The sequence below is a fragment of the Scytonema sp. HK-05 genome (assembly GCF_963872035.1).
Lineage (GTDB): Bacteria > Cyanobacteriota > Cyanobacteriia > Cyanobacteriales > Nostocaceae > Kalymmatonema.
Window position 1 is genome coordinate 160,574 of record NZ_CAWMYC010000001.1, and the last position, 20,425, is coordinate 180,998.

Sequence of the window (20,425 nt, forward strand, 5' to 3'; positions counted from 1 at the left end):
CCGTTATATTTTTTCTAATATTAAAGTCGAGATAGTACATCAGATATAATTCCAGTACATACACTCTGATATTAAATTATCAAATCTTAAATAAATTCAAGTGCGGTTCTTGCTCACCACACGAGCGCAATTCCCGTACTTGTGAGCTTCTTAAAGGAAAGCAAACTAAATTATCAAGCCCTTCTGCTAGGCTTGGAGGGGCATCGCGAAGTTGACGATACATACGCAAGATGACGTCTTCTGGCACTTTACGTTCCCGTTTTTTGTTGCGTGCTAAACACAGCCATACTGGGGTTCTTACCCACACTCCGGTGATCTGAGTGAAGCCAACTTCGCGCGCGATGGCGATGACTTCACGGCGATGGCGTCGCTGGGCATTGGTAGCGTCGTAAATTGTTGTACTACCTGCGGCTACGGCTTGTTGAAATTGCCGTTGAATTTCCCGCCAAATCAGCAGCCAAGGTCCCTGAAAGGCTTCATTGCCAAACAGTTGCCCCCGGATGGCATCGGTAGAAATGAGTTGCACCCAAGGGCATTCTGCTAGCAATTGCTTTGCCAAAGTGGACTTACCGCTACCAGGAAGACCAATTAACAAAATTAACTGAGGCATCTGTCGATTATTCTTGTCATTTGTTAGTCGTTGGTTGTTAGTGGTTAGTTAAACAACTAACTACTAAGACGATGTAAAGACGCGCCATGGCGCGTCTCTACAATGACTAATGACTGACGACTAAATAATCGTTCCATCGGCTATGACGGCATTTTTCAGGACGACAACGATACCACTTTTAATGTGGAAGCCTAGATTTTCACGCTCCGCTTCTTGGACGTTGTCTTTATTGATAATTTGCACATCACAGCCAATGCGGGCATTTTTGTCGATGATGGCACGACGAATTGTGGTGTTAGCACCAATACCCAAGGTCACTTCGTTCGTTTTGCAGTCTGACTGGCGTTCAGCGAATGGTTGATAAAAATCTGCTCCCATAATTAAGGAATCTTGGATGACGCAGCCAGCTTCAACGCGCGATCGCACTCCCAACACTGAATGTTCAATGCGGCACTTTTTCAGAATGCAACCCTCACCAATCATCGATTCTGTGATTTGGCAATCTAAGAGTTTACTTGGAGGTAAGTAACGAGCCCGGGTATAAATTGGCGCTTGTTCATCGTAGAAGCTAAAGGGCGGATGAGGTTGCTCAGTCAGTGCTAAATTTGCATGATAAAATGCTTCGATTGTTCCAATGTCTTCCCAGTAACCATCATATAAGTAGGCTTGAACGTTGTGATCTCCTGAAGCATCAGGAATAATTTCTTTGCCAAAATCAGTTCGTGAACCTTCTCTCAACAGCTTAGTCAAAACATCTTTTTTAAAGATATAAATCCCCATCGAGGCGATGTAGGGCTGTTCTTGAGCCTGTTCTGGTGTTAATCCCAGCACAGTCGTATCGACGCGCATTTTGGTTAAAGCGTCACCTTTGGGTTTTTCGCTGAAATTGATGATCCTACCGGACTGATCAATTTTCACTAAGCCAAAGTCAGAAGCGCGGCGCTCATCAATGGGTAGCACCGATAGAGTAATATCAGCCCCAGTTTCCCTGTGACGCTGTACGAACTGACGGTAGTCCATGCGGTACAGGTGATCACCTGAGAGGATGAGGTATTCATCTACGTCCCATTCTTCCATCAGCCACAGGTATTGGCGAACCGCATCAGCTGTACCTTGAAACCAGTTGAGGTTTTCTAGCGTTTGCTGTGCAGCTAAGACTTCCACAAAACCCTCTGTAAAGCCAGAGAAGTTGTAAGTACGGGCAATGTGGCGATTCAGGGAAGCCGAGTTGAATTGAGTCAGAACGTAAATTTTGAATATTTCTGAATTTATACAGTTACTAACAGGGATATCGATTAAGCGATACTTCCCTGCTACAGGTACAGCTGGTTTTGCACGTAGTTTGGTGAGCGGATAAAGGCGGGTACCTGCACCCCCTCCAAGGATAATTGCCAAAACTCTTTTCACTGTTATTTCTCCCGACTGCCTTTCAACTCTCACCTACAGTTTAGGGCTAGCTGGCACAGCTGATAAGGGGGGGAGGGTAGATTGTGGTATTGCTTCTGACGGATTATGAATGACCCCGCGTATCTTTCACATGGAGGAGGTGAACTGAGACAAGTTTATGTCTTAGACTACCTTTTTCCCGCAAGGCGACGAAAACTTGGTTGGGACTATGGCAAATCTGAGTTGAAAAACTTAGATGTAAAAACACTTGACAATCTTAAAAACAATAGTCATAATAAGAAAGTTGCCAATTAAGGGACTGTAGTTCAATTGGTTAGAGCACCGCCCTGTCACGGCGGAAGTTGCGGGTTCGAGCCCCGTCAGTCCCGTTAAAAAAAGAAAATAGAAAATAAAAGACAGAATGATATTCCTTGTTGAGTGTTCATTCTTCAGTTTTTATTATGTAAGCTACATGAGATCTGCTTTAGAGACAAGAGAGAAAACGTTGTGACTGTTAGAGTCCGTATTGCCCCCAGTCCAACTGGGAATTTACATATTGGTACAGCCAGGACGGCTGTATTTAACTGGTTGTTTGCCCGTCACCACGGCGGTCAATTTATCCTGCGAATTGAAGACACAGACTTGGAGCGATCGCGTCCTGAATACACAGAAAATATTTTCCAAGGACTGCGCTGGCTGGGACTGAACTGGGATGAAGGACCATTTTTTCAAACTCAACGTTTGGAACTTTATAAAGAAGCGGTTCAAACCCTGTTTGATAAAGGATTAGCCTATCGCTGCTACACCACATCAGAAGAATTAGAAGCGCTGCGTGAAGCTCAAAAAGCAAGAAACGAGGCTCCTCGCTATGATAACCGTCACCGCAACCTGACACCAGAACAAGAAGCTGCATACAAAGCTGAAGGACGTAGCTTTGTGATTCGCTTCAAAATTGAAGATGAGCGGGAAATTGTCTGGAATGACTTGGTACGGGGAAAGATGGTTTGGCGAGGCAGCGATTTAGGTGGTGATATGGTGATTGCTCGCGCCGCAGCAGATGGTATTGGTTTGCCACTGTACAATTTTGCTGTTGTTGTGGATGACATGGATATGCAAATTACCCATGTTATTCGGGGAGAAGACCACATCGCTAACACTGCTAAGCAAATTCTGCTATATGAAGCTTTCGGCGCAAAAGTGCCAGAGTTTGCCCATACGCCTCTGATTTTAAATCAGGAGGGACGCAAGCTTTCTAAGCGGGATGGAGTCACATCGATTTTTGACTTTAAGCAAATGGGCTTTACTGCTGAAGGTTTGGCAAATTACATGACATTGTTGGGTTGGTCTGCCCCGGACTCGACTCAGGAAATTTTCACCTTGGAAGAAGCAGCTAAGCAATTTAGCTTTGAACGCGTTAATAAAGCAGGAGCAAAGTTTGACTGGGCGAAGCTCGATTGGATAAATAGTCAGTACATTCACAATATGCCTGTGGATAAGCTGACAGATTTGCTTATACCCGTTTGGGAAGAAGCTGGGTATCAATTTACAGGAGGACGTGGCGATCGCCCTTGGTTAGAGCAGCTCGTCACTTTAATTGGTCCGAGTTTGACTCGCCTTGTGCATGCAGTGGCTATCAGCAAACTCTTTTTTACCGAAACAGTTGAATTTAGTGACGAAGCAACTGCCCAATTAAAACAGGAAGGTTCTAGCGCCACTCTCCAAGGTGTCATCGCTGCTTTGGAAAATCATCAACTCACTGAAGCCAGTGCTCAAGAAATAATTAAGCAGGTGGTGAAAGAACAAAACGTCAAGAAAGGCTTGGTCATGAAGGCACTCCGGGCTGGCTTAACTGGCGATTTGCACGGTCCCGACTTGATTCAATCGTGGTTGCTCCTGAATCAAATTGGTTTAGATAAGCCGCGTTTGCTTCAAGCAGTAGAACTAGCTAGTTAGCAGCAAGCATAATTTGGGAATCAAAGTTATGGATAATGGGGGCGCACGTTCGTGTGCCCCTGTTTCTAGAATGAATTTAGTTCTATGGAGAAATTGACAAACGACGATTTTTTTGACGAGTACAAGGTGAGAGAATTAGTTAAATACCCTCGCATTAGGAACTTTTCGTGTAACATTGATGTCTCTAAAAATACTTAAAAAAGTATGTCATTAAAATGCTGACAAAAGAGATAAATCGAGGGATAAGATTATCTTTGATCATGGCGGCGCTGGCGATCGCGTCAGCAATGAATACAACATCTCATGCAGAGGAAACGCCTCCAACCATTTTTGGAGATATCATCATCGGTCAAAAGTCTTCCCCCGATCCCCAAAGTGTTCGCGGTATGAGTGGTGGTTTTATACCAGGGAGAGAAATTGCTGGTAAAAGTGAAACTCCTACAGGTGCTTGTACTGGATATTTTGATGAAGAACCAGACCATACTGTTGAACTGACAAGTAAATTCGAGTTCCTCAGACTGCAAGTAGAAAGCCCTGAGGATACCACCTTAATTGTTACCGGTCCTGGAGGCGTTTGGTGCAATGATGATTTTGATGGTAAGAATCCCGGCATCATTGGGGAATGGCTACCAGGAACCTACTATATTTGGATTGGTTCTTACAAAAAAGACAAGTATCTTCCTTACACCTTAACCATATACAAAAGTTAGGTACGGGTACCAAACAAAGAGCAAATTCGCATATTCGCATAGAGTTTGTTGTGTCTGAACAAGGGGGGCAAACTTGGCAGAATTTCTACGGGCACAACGGATTGATCCAGACTACATTTGACAACCGAAATTGTCTACATTTAGATTGATTGATGAAAAAATTAAGATTTTTTATTATACCATAAGATTGGTGAAGAGTCAAAATTGAAACTTAATTTTTTATAAAACGCTAAATTTAGCAATTTTCACTCGTATAGAACATACGGAGCTCGGTAGGGGCACAGCATTGCTCATTGGTGTCAACTTAAGCCCAAAATCCTTATTGAGAAGCATTTGAGCATTTTTCGATCTACTATCTAGATTTTCGATCCCCCTTTAATCCTCCTGAACCAAGGGGGGGAAATAAAACTTTAGCCCCCTTGGATCTGGAGTTGGGGGATCGAAAACGACGCTAAATTGGGTGTTTGAGCGTGATTGTTGACACGTATGAGCAAAGCTTAGTGCCCCAAGAAACGACCCGTATTGCAGCCAACTGAGAACTGCTATAGTAGCAGTCTAAGCTAGCGACCTATACTTCCTTGCCAAACAGTCTTGGCGGGAAATTTCTCTATTTAAATAAGACATCCATAGTACAACGAAGCAAAATTAAGTTAAATTTAATTAAGATTCTTAATGAAGCTTCGGCTTGCTGGCTCTCAAGCTAGCGACGAAGTCATCGTCTGTCATAACATCAAATAAAAAATGCAGTTATAGACATCTGTTTGAAAGGCTCTATCTGTGAGCCGTTAATGTGTTGTATATGCATCTAGAGGCAAAATTAAGATGAAATTCTCCTGGAGAGTCCTAGTACTCTGGACATTGCCTGCTTTGGTCATTGGCTTTTTCTTCTGGCAAGGGGCATTTTCTGGTACTCCTGCGGACACGACTAGAAATGCAGCCAATACCCGCATGACTTATGGTCGCTTTCTAGAATACTTGGACGCCAATAGAGTCACCAATGTTGATTTATATGAAGGCGGTAGAACGGCAATTGTCGAAGCCGTCGATCCAGACCTGGACAACCGCATACAACGGGTGCGGGTGGATCTGCCTGCTAGCGCTCCTGAACTGATTAACAAGCTAAAAGAAAAACAAGTTAGTTTTGACGCGCATCCCATGCGGAATGATGGGGCAATTTGGGGACTGCTGGGTAATCTCATTTTTCCTATCTTATTGATTACCGGGCTGTTCTTTTTGTTCCGTCGTTCTAGCAACCTGCCTGGTGGTCCAGGTCAAGCCATGAACTTCGGCAAATCAAAAGCTCGCTTCCAGATGGAGGCAAAAACCGGAGTCAAATTTGACGATGTTGCAGGTATTGAAGAAGCCAAGGAAGAACTGCAAGAAGTTGTAACCTTCCTGAAACAACCAGAAAAATTCACTGCTGTGGGCGCACGCATTCCCAAAGGGGTGCTGTTGGTCGGACCTCCGGGAACAGGTAAAACGCTTTTAGCAAAAGCTATAGCTGGTGAAGCAGGTGTTCCCTTCTTCTCGATTTCCGGTTCGGAGTTTGTGGAAATGTTCGTAGGTGTGGGTGCATCCCGCGTCCGCGACCTGTTTAAGAAAGCAAAAGACAACGCCCCCTGTATCATCTTTATTGATGAAATCGACGCCGTAGGACGTCAACGGGGTGCAGGTATCGGTGGTGGAAACGATGAGCGGGAACAAACCCTCAACCAACTGCTTACCGAAATGGACGGTTTTGAAGGTAACACCGGCATCATTATTATTGCTGCCACCAACCGTCCTGACGTGTTGGATGCAGCATTATTGCGTCCCGGACGTTTTGACAGACAAGTCATGGTCGATGCACCCGACGTCAAAGGACGTTTGGATGTTTTAAAAGTCCACGCCCGCAACAAGAAACTAGACGCTGGCGTTTCTTTAGAAGCGATCGCCCGTCGTACCCCTGGTTTTACAGGTGCAGATTTAGCGAACTTGCTCAATGAAGCTGCCATTCTCACAGCGAGACGGCGTAAAGAAGCGATCACCAATCTAGAAATCGATGATGCTGTAGACCGGGTTGTTGCCGGTATGGAAGGCACACCTTTGGTAGATAGCAAGAGCAAGCGTTTGATTGCTTACCACGAAATAGGACACGCGATCGCAGGAACATTGCTCAAAGACCACGACTCAGTGCAAAAAGTTACCTTGATTCCCCGGGGACAGGCACAGGGGTTAACTTGGTTTACTCCCACTGAAGAGCAAGGGCTGATTACTCGCGCTCAACTGAAAGCCAGAATTACCGGTGCTTTAGGTGGTCGTGCTGCAGAAGAAGTGATTTTTGGTTCTGCGGAAGTCACAACTGGTGCTGGAGGTGACTTGCAGCAAGTCAGCAGCATGGCACGCCAAATGGTGACAAGGTTTGGAATGTCTGATTTAGGACCAATATCCTTGGAAAGCCAACAGGGAGAAGTCTTCTTGGGTCGTGACTGGATGACACGCTCAGAATATTCTGAGTCAATTGCGGCTCGTGTTGATAGCCAAGTCCGTGCCATAGTTGAAGAATGTCACCAGACCGCAAAGCGGTTCATAGAGGAAAATCGCACCCTCATTGATCGGTTAGTGGATTTGCTCGTTGAAAAAGAAACCATTGACGGTGATGAATTCCGTCAGATTGTGGCTGAGTACACGACCGTACCTGAAAAGTCGCAGTATATGCCCACTCTCTAATCTTAAGTTAGGTAGGGCTATGCCCTACTTATTCAATAGGGATGGTTAGCGCCATCCCTATTTTTATTTGGATAAATTTCCATTTTCTCGATATCTATTTAGATGCTCGCTGTGCTGATTGCCGTACTACTTCTACGTCTACACCTATCTGTTCGGCAATTTGCTCTATCGTCATTCCTGTCTGTAAAAGCAGGGGGACAGTTGCAGCCAACAATTGTTCACGCTCCTCTTGTCGTCCCTCTTGTCGTCCCTCTTCCTTGGCTTCCTGATAAACTCTAGTTTGCTCTATACTCAAGCCCAGCATCGCTTCTACCTCCTCTCGGCTAAAAGATGCAAATTTGTACACAGCGATTGTGGTCACTATATCAATTATCGCTTCTCTAGAAAGGCTGCCTGTATCTTCCTCCCTAGCACGTGCAATCAGTTGTTTAGCTTGCTCTACAGTTCGGTCTTCTTGTTGAATTGTCAATAATACCAGGCTGATACCAATAGGTTGTTCGTTGGCGTCACCCAGTTCATCCAAGTATAGACGCTGTACCTGAGAGCTATTGAGCAAAGCACGATGCATTGTTGAGTCATCTGGCTCTAAACTTCGACTTGGAAAGATGAGCACCCCATACCAGTCGTCATAACGCGTTTGGTTGCGGTAAAGGTAGAGGAATAATTCTGAGAAGAACCGATGGTAAAGGGACTGGTCTTTTTGGAACTGCACCTCAGCAAAAAATACAACCTTGGACTCCGCATCTTCCGGTGGCAAAAAGACTCCATCAATACGGAAACTGAGTTCCTTTACCTCGACTGACTCAAAGCGATAATTACCGATTTCTGGCGCAGTCTGCCCAATGAGTTCAAAAAATAAGCCGGGAAATCGCTGGAAGATTTGATAGAAAATGGCATCTCGTCTCACAATTATTAGAAAAATTCAGGAGTTTGAGCAACTTTGATTGTAAACTCAACGCTTAACCTTAACTTTCATCGAGATGGCTTAACCTGATAAACGTGCGTTTATCTGAGCAAACATATGACATCTCCACCCCAGTTGCTGAGTGATCCGTTTCTGCAATTACCAACGGAAACTTCAGTGAGAGTTGTGTGGTTTACTGAGTTTGCTGGTTCTGGACATATCGTTGCCTACGGTAAGGATCTGGCTCAAACTGCTTTTGCCACGACTACTAAACTCAGCCGCACGCGCGAAGACCAACAATCACGAGTTGGAAACCAAACCGAAGACGGACAAGTTTATCAAAATCCTGTCCAGCGTCATATTTGGCGACATGAGGCTGAGATTACTGCCTTAACCCCTGACACAAGAGTTTCGTACTATGTAACGAGTGTGCGAGAAGATGGCAATGGCGTTAGCAGTAATGTGTTTACGCTTGCACCCAAGCCGAGTCCAGGTAAACCAATGAAAATTTTGCTGACTTCTGATCATCAAATTAAGCCAATGGTTGCAGCAAATTTGCAAAAGGTGGTGGAGACAGTTGGACGAGTCGATGCGGTTTGGTTTGCTGGTGATTTGGTTAATATTGGCGATCGCGCCTCAGAATGGTTTGATGATCATCGTGGCGGTGCTTTCTTTCCTTGTTTGCAAGGTCGTGCTTACTATGAAATGAACAACAACGGGGTCAAGACAATCTACACTGGCGGTGAAGTCATTCAACACGCCCCGATGTTTACTTGCATTGGCAACCATGAAATTATGGGACGCACGAATCGTGGCAGTATAAATGATGAATTTGATGCTACAATTCCCCGTGCAGTTGCTCTCAAATTGTATGGGCAGGAATTTCTCAAACATAATTCCTTTAATACCGATACATATGAAGAGATTTTTACTCTACCCGACAGTAAGGAAGGTGGAAAAACTTACTACGCAGTCAGCTTTGGTGACGTGCGTTTGGTAGTACTGTACGCGACAAATATGTGGCGATCGCCTAACTTGGATGCAGAGGCTAGAGGCAGATACCGAGAACGGGAAAAAGATTTCAACACCCCAGAGAATTGGGGTTACGGGCAACATATTTATGAGCCAATTGCCAAAGGCAGCACACAATATAATTGGTTAGTGCAAGAACTTAATAACCCTGAGTTTCAGCAAGCAAAGTACAAAGTGGTGATGTTGCATCATCCGCCCCATACCTTGGGTGGTAACATAGTTCCGGCATATACTGACCCAGTGCAGGTCATTGAACGCGATGCTGACGGTAACATCAAGGCAGTCCGTTACGAGTACCCCAAGGATGCAGACTACATCATCCGCGATGTTATCCCCTTGGTGGAAACTGCTGGTGTGCAGTTAGTCTTCTATGGACATTCCCATTTGTGGAACCGCTTTGTCAGTCCGAGTGGAATGCACTTTTTAGAAACATCTAATGTTGGTAACTCTTACGGTGCTGCTTGGGGTAACAATAAGCGAGAAGTCCCTGTTGGCTATCAAGAGGATTATGCTGAACTTGGCGATCCATATGGTTTAGGATCTGTGGTGCCAACAATTACTCCTATGCTGGATGAAGATGGGAAACCGATGCCCTATATTGCAAGTAATGACATCACCGTTTTCAGCATCTTTGACACGGGTACAGGTACGGTTAACAGCTATCGTTTTGATACACGAAACCCGGATTCGCCGGTCATTAAGTTTGATGAGTTTCAGTTGAAATAGGGCGGAAATTGCATATTTATAAGAAAGCAGTCGGTTGAGCAAACTCAATCGACTGCCAGCAGTGAAAAGTATCCTGAGAGCAGGAATATTGTGACTGGTATCAACAGTAGGCTACGGATGTAAAGTGCTATGAATTTTTCTCTACACTCGTATACCTACCACGCAAGCTATTGCTTGCGCCCGTACACCCTACTTGGGTTTAGACTGTTGTTGGATCCCAGTAGAACTGGTTATAGCTGTTGCGAGTTGATTCGCTGAAATCACCTGTTAAAGGTTGGAAAGCATCAGCGAATTTGGTGAAGAGGGAATTCACCAGATTATCAGCGGCATCCTTGATTCCTACTGACAACACTAGATTATCCAACTTGCCGAGGAAGTCGCCCGCGGCAGTGTTTGATTTGTCGATAACCACAGACCAGTTGCCATTACCAATAACTACGCTGTTGCTGGTGAAGACTCTGTTGCCAGTACCAATAACTGTGTTATTACTACCGAAGTCCCAGTTCCCATTACCAATGGTTGTGTTGTTATTTCCGAAGTCCCAGTTCCCATTACCAAGGGTTTTGTTGTTACTGGTTGACTCCCAGTACCAGTTGCCATTACCAATGGTTCTGTTGTTTTGAGTATTGTCTAAATGCCAGTTGCCATTACCAATGGTTGCGTTGTTCTTACTGGAGTCCCAATTCCAGTTGGCATTACCGACGCTTACGTTAGAGTGTCCGTAGTTCCAGTTGGCGTTACCGATGACAGCGTTGTCACTACCAAAGTCCTTGTTGCCATAACCAACGGGTATACCACCTTCGGGAGTATTAAAAATGTTATCAGTGCCACTGAAGGGTAACAGACCACCAAGAACAGTGGACAAGATATCGTTGGGTGGTTGAACAGCTTGAGAGCCACTACCGGTAAAGTTGCTATATGGGTCTCCACTACCACCACCGAGTTCGTTGACCTTGTTGATATCAGTATTGGCACTCAGGATGTCATTCTTATAGAGCGTCAACAAATCCGAACCTGATTTCAGAGGCGTATTGTTACTACTGAACAGTTTTTTACCTGTAGCAGAATTGACTGTTTTGGTGAAGTTTAACAGGTCATCTTGGACAATCCTCAAGGTTTCGGAGGGTGATTTGCCAATACCCCCGCCAGCGCCTTTTAAGTCCTCACCAAACAGAACCTGCAAAATATCTAAGGATGATCCCTGAGGTACACTGCCAGGAGCAATAGACGTGTTATTACTAGGTACAAGCGGGTTCCCATCACTACTACCTGCAATAGCACCAGCAACCGGAGTACCACCAGCAGCAGTCGAGGTACTAGATCCACTGGGTAAGGTTTGACTGTAGACGGCTGTGGTGAAATTGGATGCTGACTGAGTTATGGCGAAGTTTGTACCATAAGCCTGTTTCAAGTAATCAAGAGCTGGCGCATTGGTAGTACCAAATGGGTTGTTTCCACCAGCAAATGGGTTTCCTCCACTGGAGGAGGTAACAATGCCACTCTCAGATAATCTGTTACTCAGTTTGCCGATGACGGTGTCAACCATCTCCTCGACAGTATAGTTGATTACTTTTGTAAATCTTTCTGGTGTGATTTCTTTACCGATAACCCATTGATTATCATTAACGATTACGTTGCCAAGGCTAGCGAACGCTTCACCGCCACCACCAGCATACGGATTGTTTGCAGCACTAGTAAAGGTATTGGTAGTGCCAGTTCCTAAGCCGATACTTTCTAAGCTGCCAGCACCTTGGTTGCTACCACCAAAGCCGCCAGCACCTTGGCTGGCACTAAATGGGTTGCTGCTACCACTAGCGCCGCCACTGATTGGGTTACTGCTACCACTAGCGCCGCCACTGATTGGGTTGCTGCTACCACTAGCGCCGCCACTGATTGGGTTACTGCCAGCGCCGCCACTGATTGGGTTGCTGCTAACATCAGCGCTGCCACTGATTGGGTTGCTGCTAACATCAGCGCCGCCACTGATTGGGTTGCTGCTAACATCAGCGCTGCCACTGATTGGGTTGCTGCTACCACTAGCGCTGCCACCAAATGGGTTGCTGCTACCATCAGTGCTGCCACCAAATGGGTTGCTGCTACCATCAGTAGGAGCAGAGGTGATAGGAGCATAAGTGTCAACCGATAGGGAACTGCCACCACTCGTTAGGGAATCTGAGACAATTACACTATCAGCCGAGTAATTGCCAACAACGGAGTCACTGGCAGCACCACCTAGGTCAGTCACTGAGGGAACATCAGTAGCTGAGGGAATAACTGAATTGCTGTCAAACTCAACGGTAGAAGTTGTCATTAAAAATAATCCTCCTAATTTTTAGGAATGAAATCTCGTAAAATGGGGGAAATTAAATACATAAAGCCTGCCTTATTGGTTTGCTCTTTGGTTTTTTAAGTGCAGGCTGTTTATTGACTAGTAGTTCTTGCAATCTTGTTGGGTTTCCCTGTAAAAGGGTTAACCCAACATTTTTTGTTTCAAACTGGGACGTTAAACAATCGGAGTGCTATTACTAGCGATCGCATTGTTCCCAGATTGGAATGCATCAAAGGTTGCGATGGCAATGTCCAACTGTCCCAATACATTAGAAAATGATTGCGGAAGCTGACTGTCGCCTATACCAGAATTCTGGGCAAAGTTGTAAATGCTAGAGATATCAGCTTTTACCAACTGCAAAGCTTCAGAAGGCGATGCTTCAAACAAGCCGTCCGAAAGGGACGATTGCACAGGAATCACACTGCTACTACCAGTCACTGGACTGCTACCACTTAACGCACTGCCACTATCTGCAACTGTGTTGTTACCACTAGACCCACTTGCATTGCCATTTAAGAAGGGTGAGTCGCTGCCATAAGCCGCATTCACTAAATCAACTACAGGTGCCAGAGGCTGATCGCTACTTGCATCGGCGTTGCCACTTCTATATTGGTTGACAATGTCAGTAAAGGTTGAGATGTTAGTCTGGATGTTCTCCAAGACATTTGATGGTAACTGTGGAAAAACACTGTCACTAGTAACAGCAGAGTTAGTGTCAGAAGTTGCCATAACTAAAAATCCTCCTATCGTTAGAACAAAAAATTTGTTGAGTAAAGGAAACTAAAGAAAGCAAGCTAGATCGGTATATAACTTTCTTCTTTGGTTTCCTGAGCGGAGGCTTAGTTAATGGCTAGTAGCTCTTGAAATTATGTTGGGTTGACCAGTGCAGCGGTTAACCCAATATTTTTTATTTCAAGGTGAAACTCTAAGCAAACGAGTTACGCACCAAATCCGCCGAAGCCGCCACCACCAAACTGGTTGCCACCACCAAACTGGTTGCCACCACCAGATTCGCCGCCGAAGCTGCTAACATCAAATCCGCCGGTGCTGCCACCACCACCCAAGGGGTTGCCACCACCAAACTGGTTGCCACCACCACCAGATCCGCCGCCGAAGCTGCTAACATCAAATCCGCCGGTGCTGCCACCACCACCAGATCCGCCGCCGAAGCTGGCAACATCAAATCCGCCGGTGTTGCCACCATTGAAGACGCTTTGACCGCCAGCCTGGCTAGCTTGGTTGCTCACGTTGCTACCAAAGCTAGGGTCAAACGGGTTGTTGCCACCAGAACCAAATGCTTGACTTGTGGGTAAGTAGTTCTCACCCAGTGCTTCTGTGAGCTGCCCGTTAACCTGGTTCTCAATACCAAACCTTATCTCCAATCCAGATGTCCCTGCACCACCAAACTGACTGCCACCGCTAGCGTCACTGCCAGAAAGGTCGCCACCAGCGCTGCCGCCGGAACTGCGAGTAGCAGGCTGACTGCCACCGCTAGCACCACCAAAGCCGGTGCTACCGCCACCAGAGGGAGCGCTGCCACCACCAGTGCCAATAGCAGCCCAAGGGTTGATACCACCAGTCAGCGGGCTGCCTTCGGCATTCGGGTTGCCAAAGTTAGTAAAGGGATTACCGCTACCGGCACCACCAGCGCCACTAGGAGCCTCACCAGTGGTACCACCACCAGTGGCACTCCCAAAGCCTTGTATTACCGTGTCAGTAGAAGTGACTTCACTCAAGCGACCCCAGGGAGATTGCTGCAGTACATTTCCGAGATCACCACTAGATTGGTTGCCACTATTACTGTTTTCAGTTGCCATTAGGAAGAATCCTCCGATTTTCAGAGTAAAAATTGCGTAAACACATGAAGAGAGAACAGACAAAAATAAGTCTGTTAGTTTACAATTCCTCGTTTCTTGTTATTGCCAAAATTAATGGAGATTTCTTAGTTTAAGAAACCCTATGCGTTGTCTGGTAGAGGCTATTGACACTGTTTTTAGATGATCTATGGAGAACAAAATAAAACTGTAAACAACGCTACCTTTCTATATAAATATTAAGTAATTTCAGAGAGAAACTCAATACAGTTTCTTTTGATGTACTTGTCCGATCTTTAGATATGTTTATCTTTTTTTGATAATAAAAATACAACCCAAGAAAAACAGTCCATATCAAAGCTTATAAAAAATTAATCACAGCATTGATATCAGTATCTATCCTACATTAAAAAATAATGGTGCTAGGTTTAAGAAATCTCAAATCTTGCACCATTATTATCATTTATCAGAAAATAAATTTCCTAGTCGATCTTGCGAAAACGCAAAGTCTATAACTAAACAGACGCAACCAAACTAAGCTTCTCGGGCTCAGACCAGCGACCAACGACTTTGCCCAAAACTGACATTTCCTGAACCAAACGGTCAAACTTTTCAGGAGTTAGAGACTGCGGTCCATCAGATAGAGCTTTGGCAGGATTGGGGTGAACTTCAATCATTAATGAATCTGCACCTGCTGCGATAGACGCCAGTGCCATTGGTGTAACGTACTCAGATTTCCCTGTACCATGACTGGGGTCAATCATGATGGGTAAATGTGTGAGTTGTCTCAACACAGGAATGACAGATAAATCCAAAGTGTTGCGAACATATTTGGAATCAAAAGTTCTAATACCCCGCTCGCAAAGAATCACATTTGGATTTCCTGCTGCCAAAATATATTCTGCTGCCATGAGCCATTCATCAATCGTGGCAGCCATCCCACGTTTGATCAGCACAGGCTTATCTTGAGCGCCTACTTTTTTGAGCAAGGAGAAGTTTTGCATATTCCTAGCTCCTATCTGGATTACGTCAGCAACCCTAGACAGTGCTGGTAAATCAGCAGCATCCATAAGCTCTGTGATGATACCCAAACCGGTAGCTTCACGGGCTGCTGCTAACAAATCTAGAGCACTCTCACCATGTCCTTGAAACGCATAAGGTGAGGAGCGAGGTTTGTAAGCGCCGCCACGCAGAAACTTGGCTCCAGCTGCCTTTACACGCTTTGCCGTCTCCACAATCATTTCTTCATTTTCAACGGAGCAAGGTCCAGCAACCAGCACCACAGGATGTTGCTCACCAATGTGGACAGGACCGTTTGGTGTGGAAACAACAACCTCACTGCCTTCGCCATGACGGAATTCTCGACTGGCGCGCTTGAAAGGTCGTTCAATTCGCAACACTTGCTCAATCCAAGGGCTGTTATTCTGTATCTGCATTGGATCTAAAGTGGCAGTGTCACCAATTAAGCCCAAAACGATTTTGTTCTGTCCGACACTTTTTTCCACAGTGACACCGAAAGTGTCACGCATTTCTTGGCTGATGCGAGCAATTTCATCAGCAGGTGTGCCATTCTTGACGATGATAATCATGCCTTTTACCTTTTGTGTTGTTTAGCTAGTAATGTGCTACGCCGCCGAGTCATTAATTATGAGTTATTAGTCATTGTAGAGACACGCCATGGCGAGCCAGCGCCCTTTGGAGGGTGTCCCTCGTGCCGGCTCTGGCGGCGCGTCTGTACATCTTTGTCATTAGTTATTACTAAGAAACTAATGACTAATTTAACTAATTACCGGAGAAATTCAGCGAGTTGTTCGAGCTTTTTCCAAGCTTCTCCACTTTGCAGAACTTCTTTGGCAATACCAATACCTTTTACATAAGCCTCTTCTACAGTGTTGGTGCCATCAAGTACTTCACCAACATGAAGTGCTAGTGCTGCATTCAAAGCAACGACATCTTGTTGCGCCTGGGTACCTTTACCTTGTAGAACTGCTTTCAAAATTTCAGCGTTTTGTTGAACTTCTCCACCCTCTAACGCCGTAATTGGCGCAGGAGTTAGACCGAGTTCCTGAGGATTGAGTACGGCTGTGTGTACTTGTTGGTCTTTGACAACAGCTAAGTCACTTAAATCTGCCAATCCAGCTTCGTCTAACCTTTCGCGTCCGTACACGACAATTGCACGACGCGTTCCCAGTTGCGATAATGCTTTAGCAATTGTTTCGACCAATAATGGGTCAGACACGCCAATAATTTGTCCTGTTGGTCGCATCGGATTCACCAAAGGACCCAGCAGGTTGAAAACGGTACGCACTTTCAAAGTTTTGCGTAAATCGGCAACCGCTTTGAGTGCTGGATGCCATCCTGGAGCAAACAAAAAGGTGATACCGACATGATCAACTGCGGTTTGAACTTTTTCAGGATGAGCGCTTAGATTAATACCCAAAGCTTCCAACACATCAGCGGAACCAGTCTTGCTAGACGCTGAACGATTGCCATGCTTGGCAACTTTTACCCCTGCGGCTGCGGCAACAAAGGCAACAGCGGTGGAAATATTAAACGTGGATGCTCCATCTCCACCTGTTCCGCAAGTGTCAATTAAGGGAGGCGCAGAGGCTGGTTGTGAAGATACATCCACGTGTCCTCCAGAGGAGTGGGATTGTAAAACACCAGCCATGCCCACCAACTCTTCTGTGGACACTCCTTTGGATTGGATTGCTGCCAAAATCGCTCCCGATAGCGCTGGAGGAACTGTGTCTGTGAGCCAGCCATGCATCAGATCGGTAGCTTGGGCAACAGAGAGCGATCGCCTATCTAACAATTGTTTGAGTAATCTAGACCAATCGTAAGATTCAAGAGTTTGGGCGATGTTGTCAACGGAAGCTTGAGTTACAGCTGTCATTTTCTCAACTGTTAATAATAGTAGTCACTAGCCATTAGTCACCAGTCATTAGTCAAAAGTCAAGAGTAGTTATCCAAGAAAGGCAGAGGGCAGAGGACCCAGTGCTGCAGGAGGGTTTCCCGACAGCAGCGCTGGCTCACTTTTGAGTTTGGACTAAGGATTGAGGACTTTAGCAACAGTTTGCACATCCTTATCGCCTCTGCCTGAGCAGTTTATGACGATTCGGGGGCTACCATCCAATTGAGGACACAGCTTTTCTAGATAGGCGATCGCATGAGCGGTTTCCAATGCTGGAATAATTCCTTCTAGTTGAGACAGACGCTGCAACGCCTCCAAAGCTTCAGTATCTGTAACACTGTAGTACTCAGCGCGACCAAGTTCTTTGAGATAGCTATGCTCAGGACCGACGCCAGGATAGTCTAAACCAGCACTAATTGAATGTGCTTCGACAACCTGACCATCGTCATCTTGTAGTACATAACTCATAGCGCCGTGCAACACGCCGATTCGTCCCAGTGTGAGGGTTGCTGCGTGCTTCTCGGTGTCAACACCTTCACCTGCAGCCTCAACTCCAATCAAGCGCACAGATGACTCATCTACAAACTCATGGAACAGTCCAATTGCATTGGAACCACCACCAACACAAGCCAAGAGAATATCAGGTATTCCTCCCCATTTCTCTTGAGATTGCTCGCGAGTTTCTTTGCCAATCACAGCGTGGAAGTCGCGCACGATCATCGGGTAAGGATGAGGACCTGCAACAGAACCGAGGATGTAGTGAGTTGTTTCCACATTTGTCACCCAGTCCCGAATTGCTTCAGAAGTGGCATCCTTGAGGGTTCCAGTTCCAGCCTCGACTGGACGAACTTCTGCCCCCATGAGCTTCATCCGAAACACGTTAAGGGCTTGACGTTGCATATCATGGATGCCCATGTAAATTACGCACTGCAAACCAAAACGAGCGCACACGGTTGCAGTTGCTACCCCATGCTGACCGGCTCCGGTTTCAGCGATAATGCGCTGTTTGCCCATGCGCTTTGCCAGTAACACCTGACCCAAAGCATTATTGATTTTATGCGCACCTGTATGGTTTAAATCTTCCCGCTTTAGATATATTTGCGCTCCTGTACCATCAGGTTTAGCGTAGTGTGCCGTGAGACGCTCGGCAAAATATAAGGGAGTGGAGCGTCCCACATAGTCCTTGAGTAAATTTTGTAACTCTTCTTGGAAGCTTGGGTCGTTGCGGTATTGCGCATATGCTGCTTCTAACTCGCTTAATGCAGGCATTAAGGTTTCAGGAACATACTTACCGCCGAACTTGCCAAATCTCCCAAGGGGGTCTGGTCTTGCAGTAGAAGATGCAATTTGATTGATATCTGAGATGCTGACCACCGATTCAAACCTCTTAGCTTGCTAGTAATTTTTTAGGAGTCTTAACAATTCTTCAGTTGTTTTTGACTGTTGATTGATGACTGTTAACTGTTGACTGATCACTGTTAACTGTTAACTGATAACTGTATTTAACCCACCGTTTGAAGAGATGGGCGGGCGATCGCAGCTTTCAATTCTTGAGAAAGTTGTTCAATAGCTTGTAGTCCTTCAGCGGGAGTACCATTTGCTAACCTTTGAACAAAGGCACTGCCAACAATCACGCCATCTGCGCCCCAATCCATTGCTTGACGCGCCTGTTCTGATCCAGAGATGCCAAAGCCAAGACCAATTGGTTTATCAGTTATGCTGCGCATTTCGTTTAGCAAAGTCTTGACACGATCTTGCAATTGGGAGCGAACACCTGTCACACCGGTGACACTGACAAGGTAGATAAATCCTTGAGAAAACTTGGCGATCGCCTCAATCCGCTCTTTGGAACTGGTAGGAGCGACAAGTAAAATGACTTCTATGCCAAATTCGGCAGCAGTGTTAATAACCTCTTCTGCTTCTTCTAAAGGCAAATCTGGGACAACTAATCCCTTGACCCCAACATCGGCGATTTGTGCCAAAAACGATTTAACACCACGATTGAGAATTGGATTGTAATAAGTAAATAAAATAATCGGTGCTTGCAGGTTTGGGCTTTCTTGTGCAACTATCTCTAACACGTGCTCTAATTTAGTTCCCTTTTGCAAGGCACGAGTCGCTGCTGCTTGAATCACAGGACCATCTGCAAGTGGATCGGAGTAGGGAACACCTAATTCAATAAAGTCCGCGCCATTGCGGTCTAAAATGCGTAAAGCTTCTCTTGTAGTTTCTAAATCAGGATCGCCTGCTGTTACAAAGGGAATGAGAGCGCACTGGTTATTACTTCTTAAAGATTGAAAACGTTGGGAAATGGAAGTCATCTGATTCATGCACCTAAATAATGGGTATTGAATTTGTCGTCAGGGCTTAAGCCTTAACTACGAGCCAGTAACTTGTACAACAATCTTACCGTGTACACCAACGCCTCCTTCCTCAAGTTTTTGATGAGCCTGGGCAAGTTGATTGAGTGGAAACGTCATTCCAACCACAGGTTTGATTTGACCCCGTTCAATCAGCTTTTTCAAAGCTTCAAGTTTAGGGCGGGGATTTTCTAAGTGTACAAAGTGAACTGTAATATTTTTGAAAGTAGCAGGGCTGAGGTCACCTTGTACGCCTGTGACTGTCACAGCGCGACCATCAACTTTGGTTACTGTCAGGCTTCGGGCTAAAAGTTCGCCTGGTACGGTAGAAAAAGTGACATCAACTCCTTCACTACCCGTTTCTTTCATGATAATGTCGATAAAGTTTTCGTTGCGGTAGTCAATAACTCTATCTGCACCGATAGACTTTACCAAATCAAAATCATAACTACCGCAGGTTGTGTAAATATAAGCACCTGCTGCTTTGGCAATTTGGATGGCGAAAGAACCTACACCTCCTGCACCACCGTGAATCAGTACGGTTTCGCCTACTTTAATACTTGCTCTATCGAACAAAGCCGCCCAGGCAGTACCGCCTGCCACCGGCACACTCGCCGCTTCTGTATGCGATAAGTTTGCGGGTTTCTTTGCAACAATCGACTCATTAGCTACATTATATTCGGCATTTGCACCATGACCATCCATGAGTCCTATGGCGTAATAGACTTCGTCACCTACCTGAAAATCTCTGACGTTTTCTCCAATTGCCTCAACGACTCCTGAAACGTCGTAGCCTAGAATTGCAGGTAGTTGTATTCTTGGTCCAAAAAGTCCTCGACGCACTCCACAGTCAGCAGGATTAACTGAAGTTGCATAAACCTTGACCAGAACTTCGTTTTTACCTGGTACCGGTTTATCTACCTCTGTTTGAGCAAAAACTTCTGAACCTCCGAAGCCCGTTATCACCATAGCTTTCAT

14 protein-coding genes, 1 tRNA gene and 1 pseudogene are annotated in these 20,425 nt (G+C 45.6%); 5 read left to right on the forward strand and 11 right to left on the reverse strand.

Annotated features, from left to right (window positions below):
• Positions 1 to 96 precede the first annotated feature (96 nt).
• Together AACT52_RS00660 and AACT52_RS00665 are read right to left on the reverse strand one after the other, a co-directional pair.
• Positions 97 to 610: pseudogene (locus AACT52_RS00660) on the reverse strand (AAA family ATPase).
• Positions 611 to 730: 120 nt separating this feature from the next.
• A complete protein-coding gene (locus tag AACT52_RS00665) occupies positions 731 to 2,017 on the reverse strand; it encodes a glucose-1-phosphate adenylyltransferase (RefSeq protein ID WP_073626247.1) in 1,287 nt (428 codons plus the stop codon).
• A gap of 294 nt (positions 2,018 to 2,311) precedes the next feature.
• Between AACT52_RS00665 and AACT52_RS00670 the strand changes: the two genes are divergently transcribed.
• The 4 genes from AACT52_RS00670 (at position 2,312) to ftsH2 (ending at position 7,368) form a co-directional block, all read left to right on the forward strand.
• Positions 2,312 to 2,385: transfer RNA gene (locus AACT52_RS00670), tRNA-Asp, on the forward strand.
• Between the two features lie 118 nt (positions 2,386 to 2,503).
• Positions 2,504 to 3,949: a glutamate--tRNA ligase gene (gltX, locus tag AACT52_RS00675; RefSeq protein WP_073626252.1), complete on the forward strand. Its 1,446-nt coding sequence runs from the start codon at positions 2,504 to 2,506 to the stop codon at positions 3,947 to 3,949.
• Between the two features lie 215 nt (positions 3,950 to 4,164).
• Positions 4,165 to 4,659 (forward strand): hypothetical protein, encoded by a 495-nt coding sequence (locus AACT52_RS00680; protein WP_073626254.1) that lies wholly within the window; start codon positions 4,165 to 4,167, stop codon positions 4,657 to 4,659.
• An 822-nt stretch (positions 4,660 to 5,481) separates the two neighbouring features.
• Positions 5,482 to 7,368, forward strand: coding sequence for an ATP-dependent zinc metalloprotease FtsH2 (gene ftsH2 / locus AACT52_RS00685; protein ID WP_073626256.1), 1,887 nt, complete (start codon positions 5,482 to 5,484; stop codon positions 7,366 to 7,368).
• 94 nt (positions 7,369 to 7,462) lie between these two features.
• Here the strand turns inward: ftsH2 and AACT52_RS00690 are convergent, their stop codons facing one another.
• Positions 7,463 to 8,275 (reverse strand): Rpn family recombination-promoting nuclease/putative transposase, encoded by an 813-nt coding sequence (locus AACT52_RS00690; RefSeq protein ID WP_073626259.1) that lies wholly within the window; start codon positions 8,273 to 8,275, stop codon positions 7,463 to 7,465.
• A gap of 114 nt (positions 8,276 to 8,389) precedes the next feature.
• Between AACT52_RS00690 and AACT52_RS00695 the strand changes: the two genes are divergently transcribed.
• Positions 8,390 to 10,030, forward strand: a complete 1,641-nt coding sequence (locus tag AACT52_RS00695; RefSeq protein WP_073626261.1) for a fibronectin type III domain-containing protein — start codon at positions 8,390 to 8,392, stop codon at positions 10,028 to 10,030.
• Positions 10,031 to 10,229: 199 nt separating this feature from the next.
• Here AACT52_RS00695 and AACT52_RS00700 read toward each other — a convergent pair whose 3' ends face one another.
• From AACT52_RS00700 to AACT52_RS00735, 8 genes are all read right to left on the reverse strand, one after another.
• On the reverse strand, positions 10,230 to 12,341 hold the full coding sequence (locus AACT52_RS00700) for a hypothetical protein (protein ID WP_073626263.1): 2,112 nt from the start codon (positions 12,339 to 12,341) through the stop codon (positions 10,230 to 10,232).
• Positions 12,342 to 12,533: 192 nt separating this feature from the next.
• Positions 12,534 to 13,088 carry a hypothetical protein gene (locus AACT52_RS00705; protein ID WP_073626265.1) on the reverse strand — a complete coding sequence of 185 codons (555 nt, stop codon included), beginning with the start codon at positions 13,086 to 13,088 and terminating at the stop codon, positions 12,534 to 12,536.
• 209 nt (positions 13,089 to 13,297) lie between these two features.
• Positions 13,298 to 14,176 (reverse strand): hypothetical protein, encoded by an 879-nt coding sequence (locus AACT52_RS00710; RefSeq protein WP_073626267.1) that lies wholly within the window; start codon positions 14,174 to 14,176, stop codon positions 13,298 to 13,300.
• Between the two features lie 512 nt (positions 14,177 to 14,688).
• Positions 14,689 to 15,762 (reverse strand): 3-deoxy-7-phosphoheptulonate synthase, encoded by a 1,074-nt coding sequence (gene aroF, locus AACT52_RS00715; protein WP_073626269.1) that lies wholly within the window; start codon positions 15,760 to 15,762, stop codon positions 14,689 to 14,691.
• 197 nt (positions 15,763 to 15,959) lie between these two features.
• Entirely contained in the window at positions 15,960 to 17,069 is a 1,110-nt protein-coding gene (gene trpD, locus AACT52_RS00720; RefSeq protein WP_073626271.1) for an anthranilate phosphoribosyltransferase, read from the reverse strand.
• Between the two features lie 153 nt (positions 17,070 to 17,222).
• Positions 17,223 to 18,461 (reverse strand): tryptophan synthase subunit beta, encoded by a 1,239-nt coding sequence (gene trpB / locus AACT52_RS00725; protein WP_073626273.1) that lies wholly within the window; start codon positions 18,459 to 18,461, stop codon positions 17,223 to 17,225.
• A 128-nt stretch (positions 18,462 to 18,589) separates the two neighbouring features.
• Entirely contained in the window at positions 18,590 to 19,408 is an 819-nt protein-coding gene (gene trpA, locus AACT52_RS00730; RefSeq protein WP_073626275.1) for a tryptophan synthase subunit alpha, read from the reverse strand.
• Between the two features lie 57 nt (positions 19,409 to 19,465).
• The gene (locus tag AACT52_RS00735) at positions 19,466 to 20,425 is read right to left on the reverse strand and encodes a zinc-dependent alcohol dehydrogenase family protein (protein WP_073626277.1); all 960 of its coding nucleotides are present in this window, start codon (positions 20,423 to 20,425) and stop codon (positions 19,466 to 19,468) included.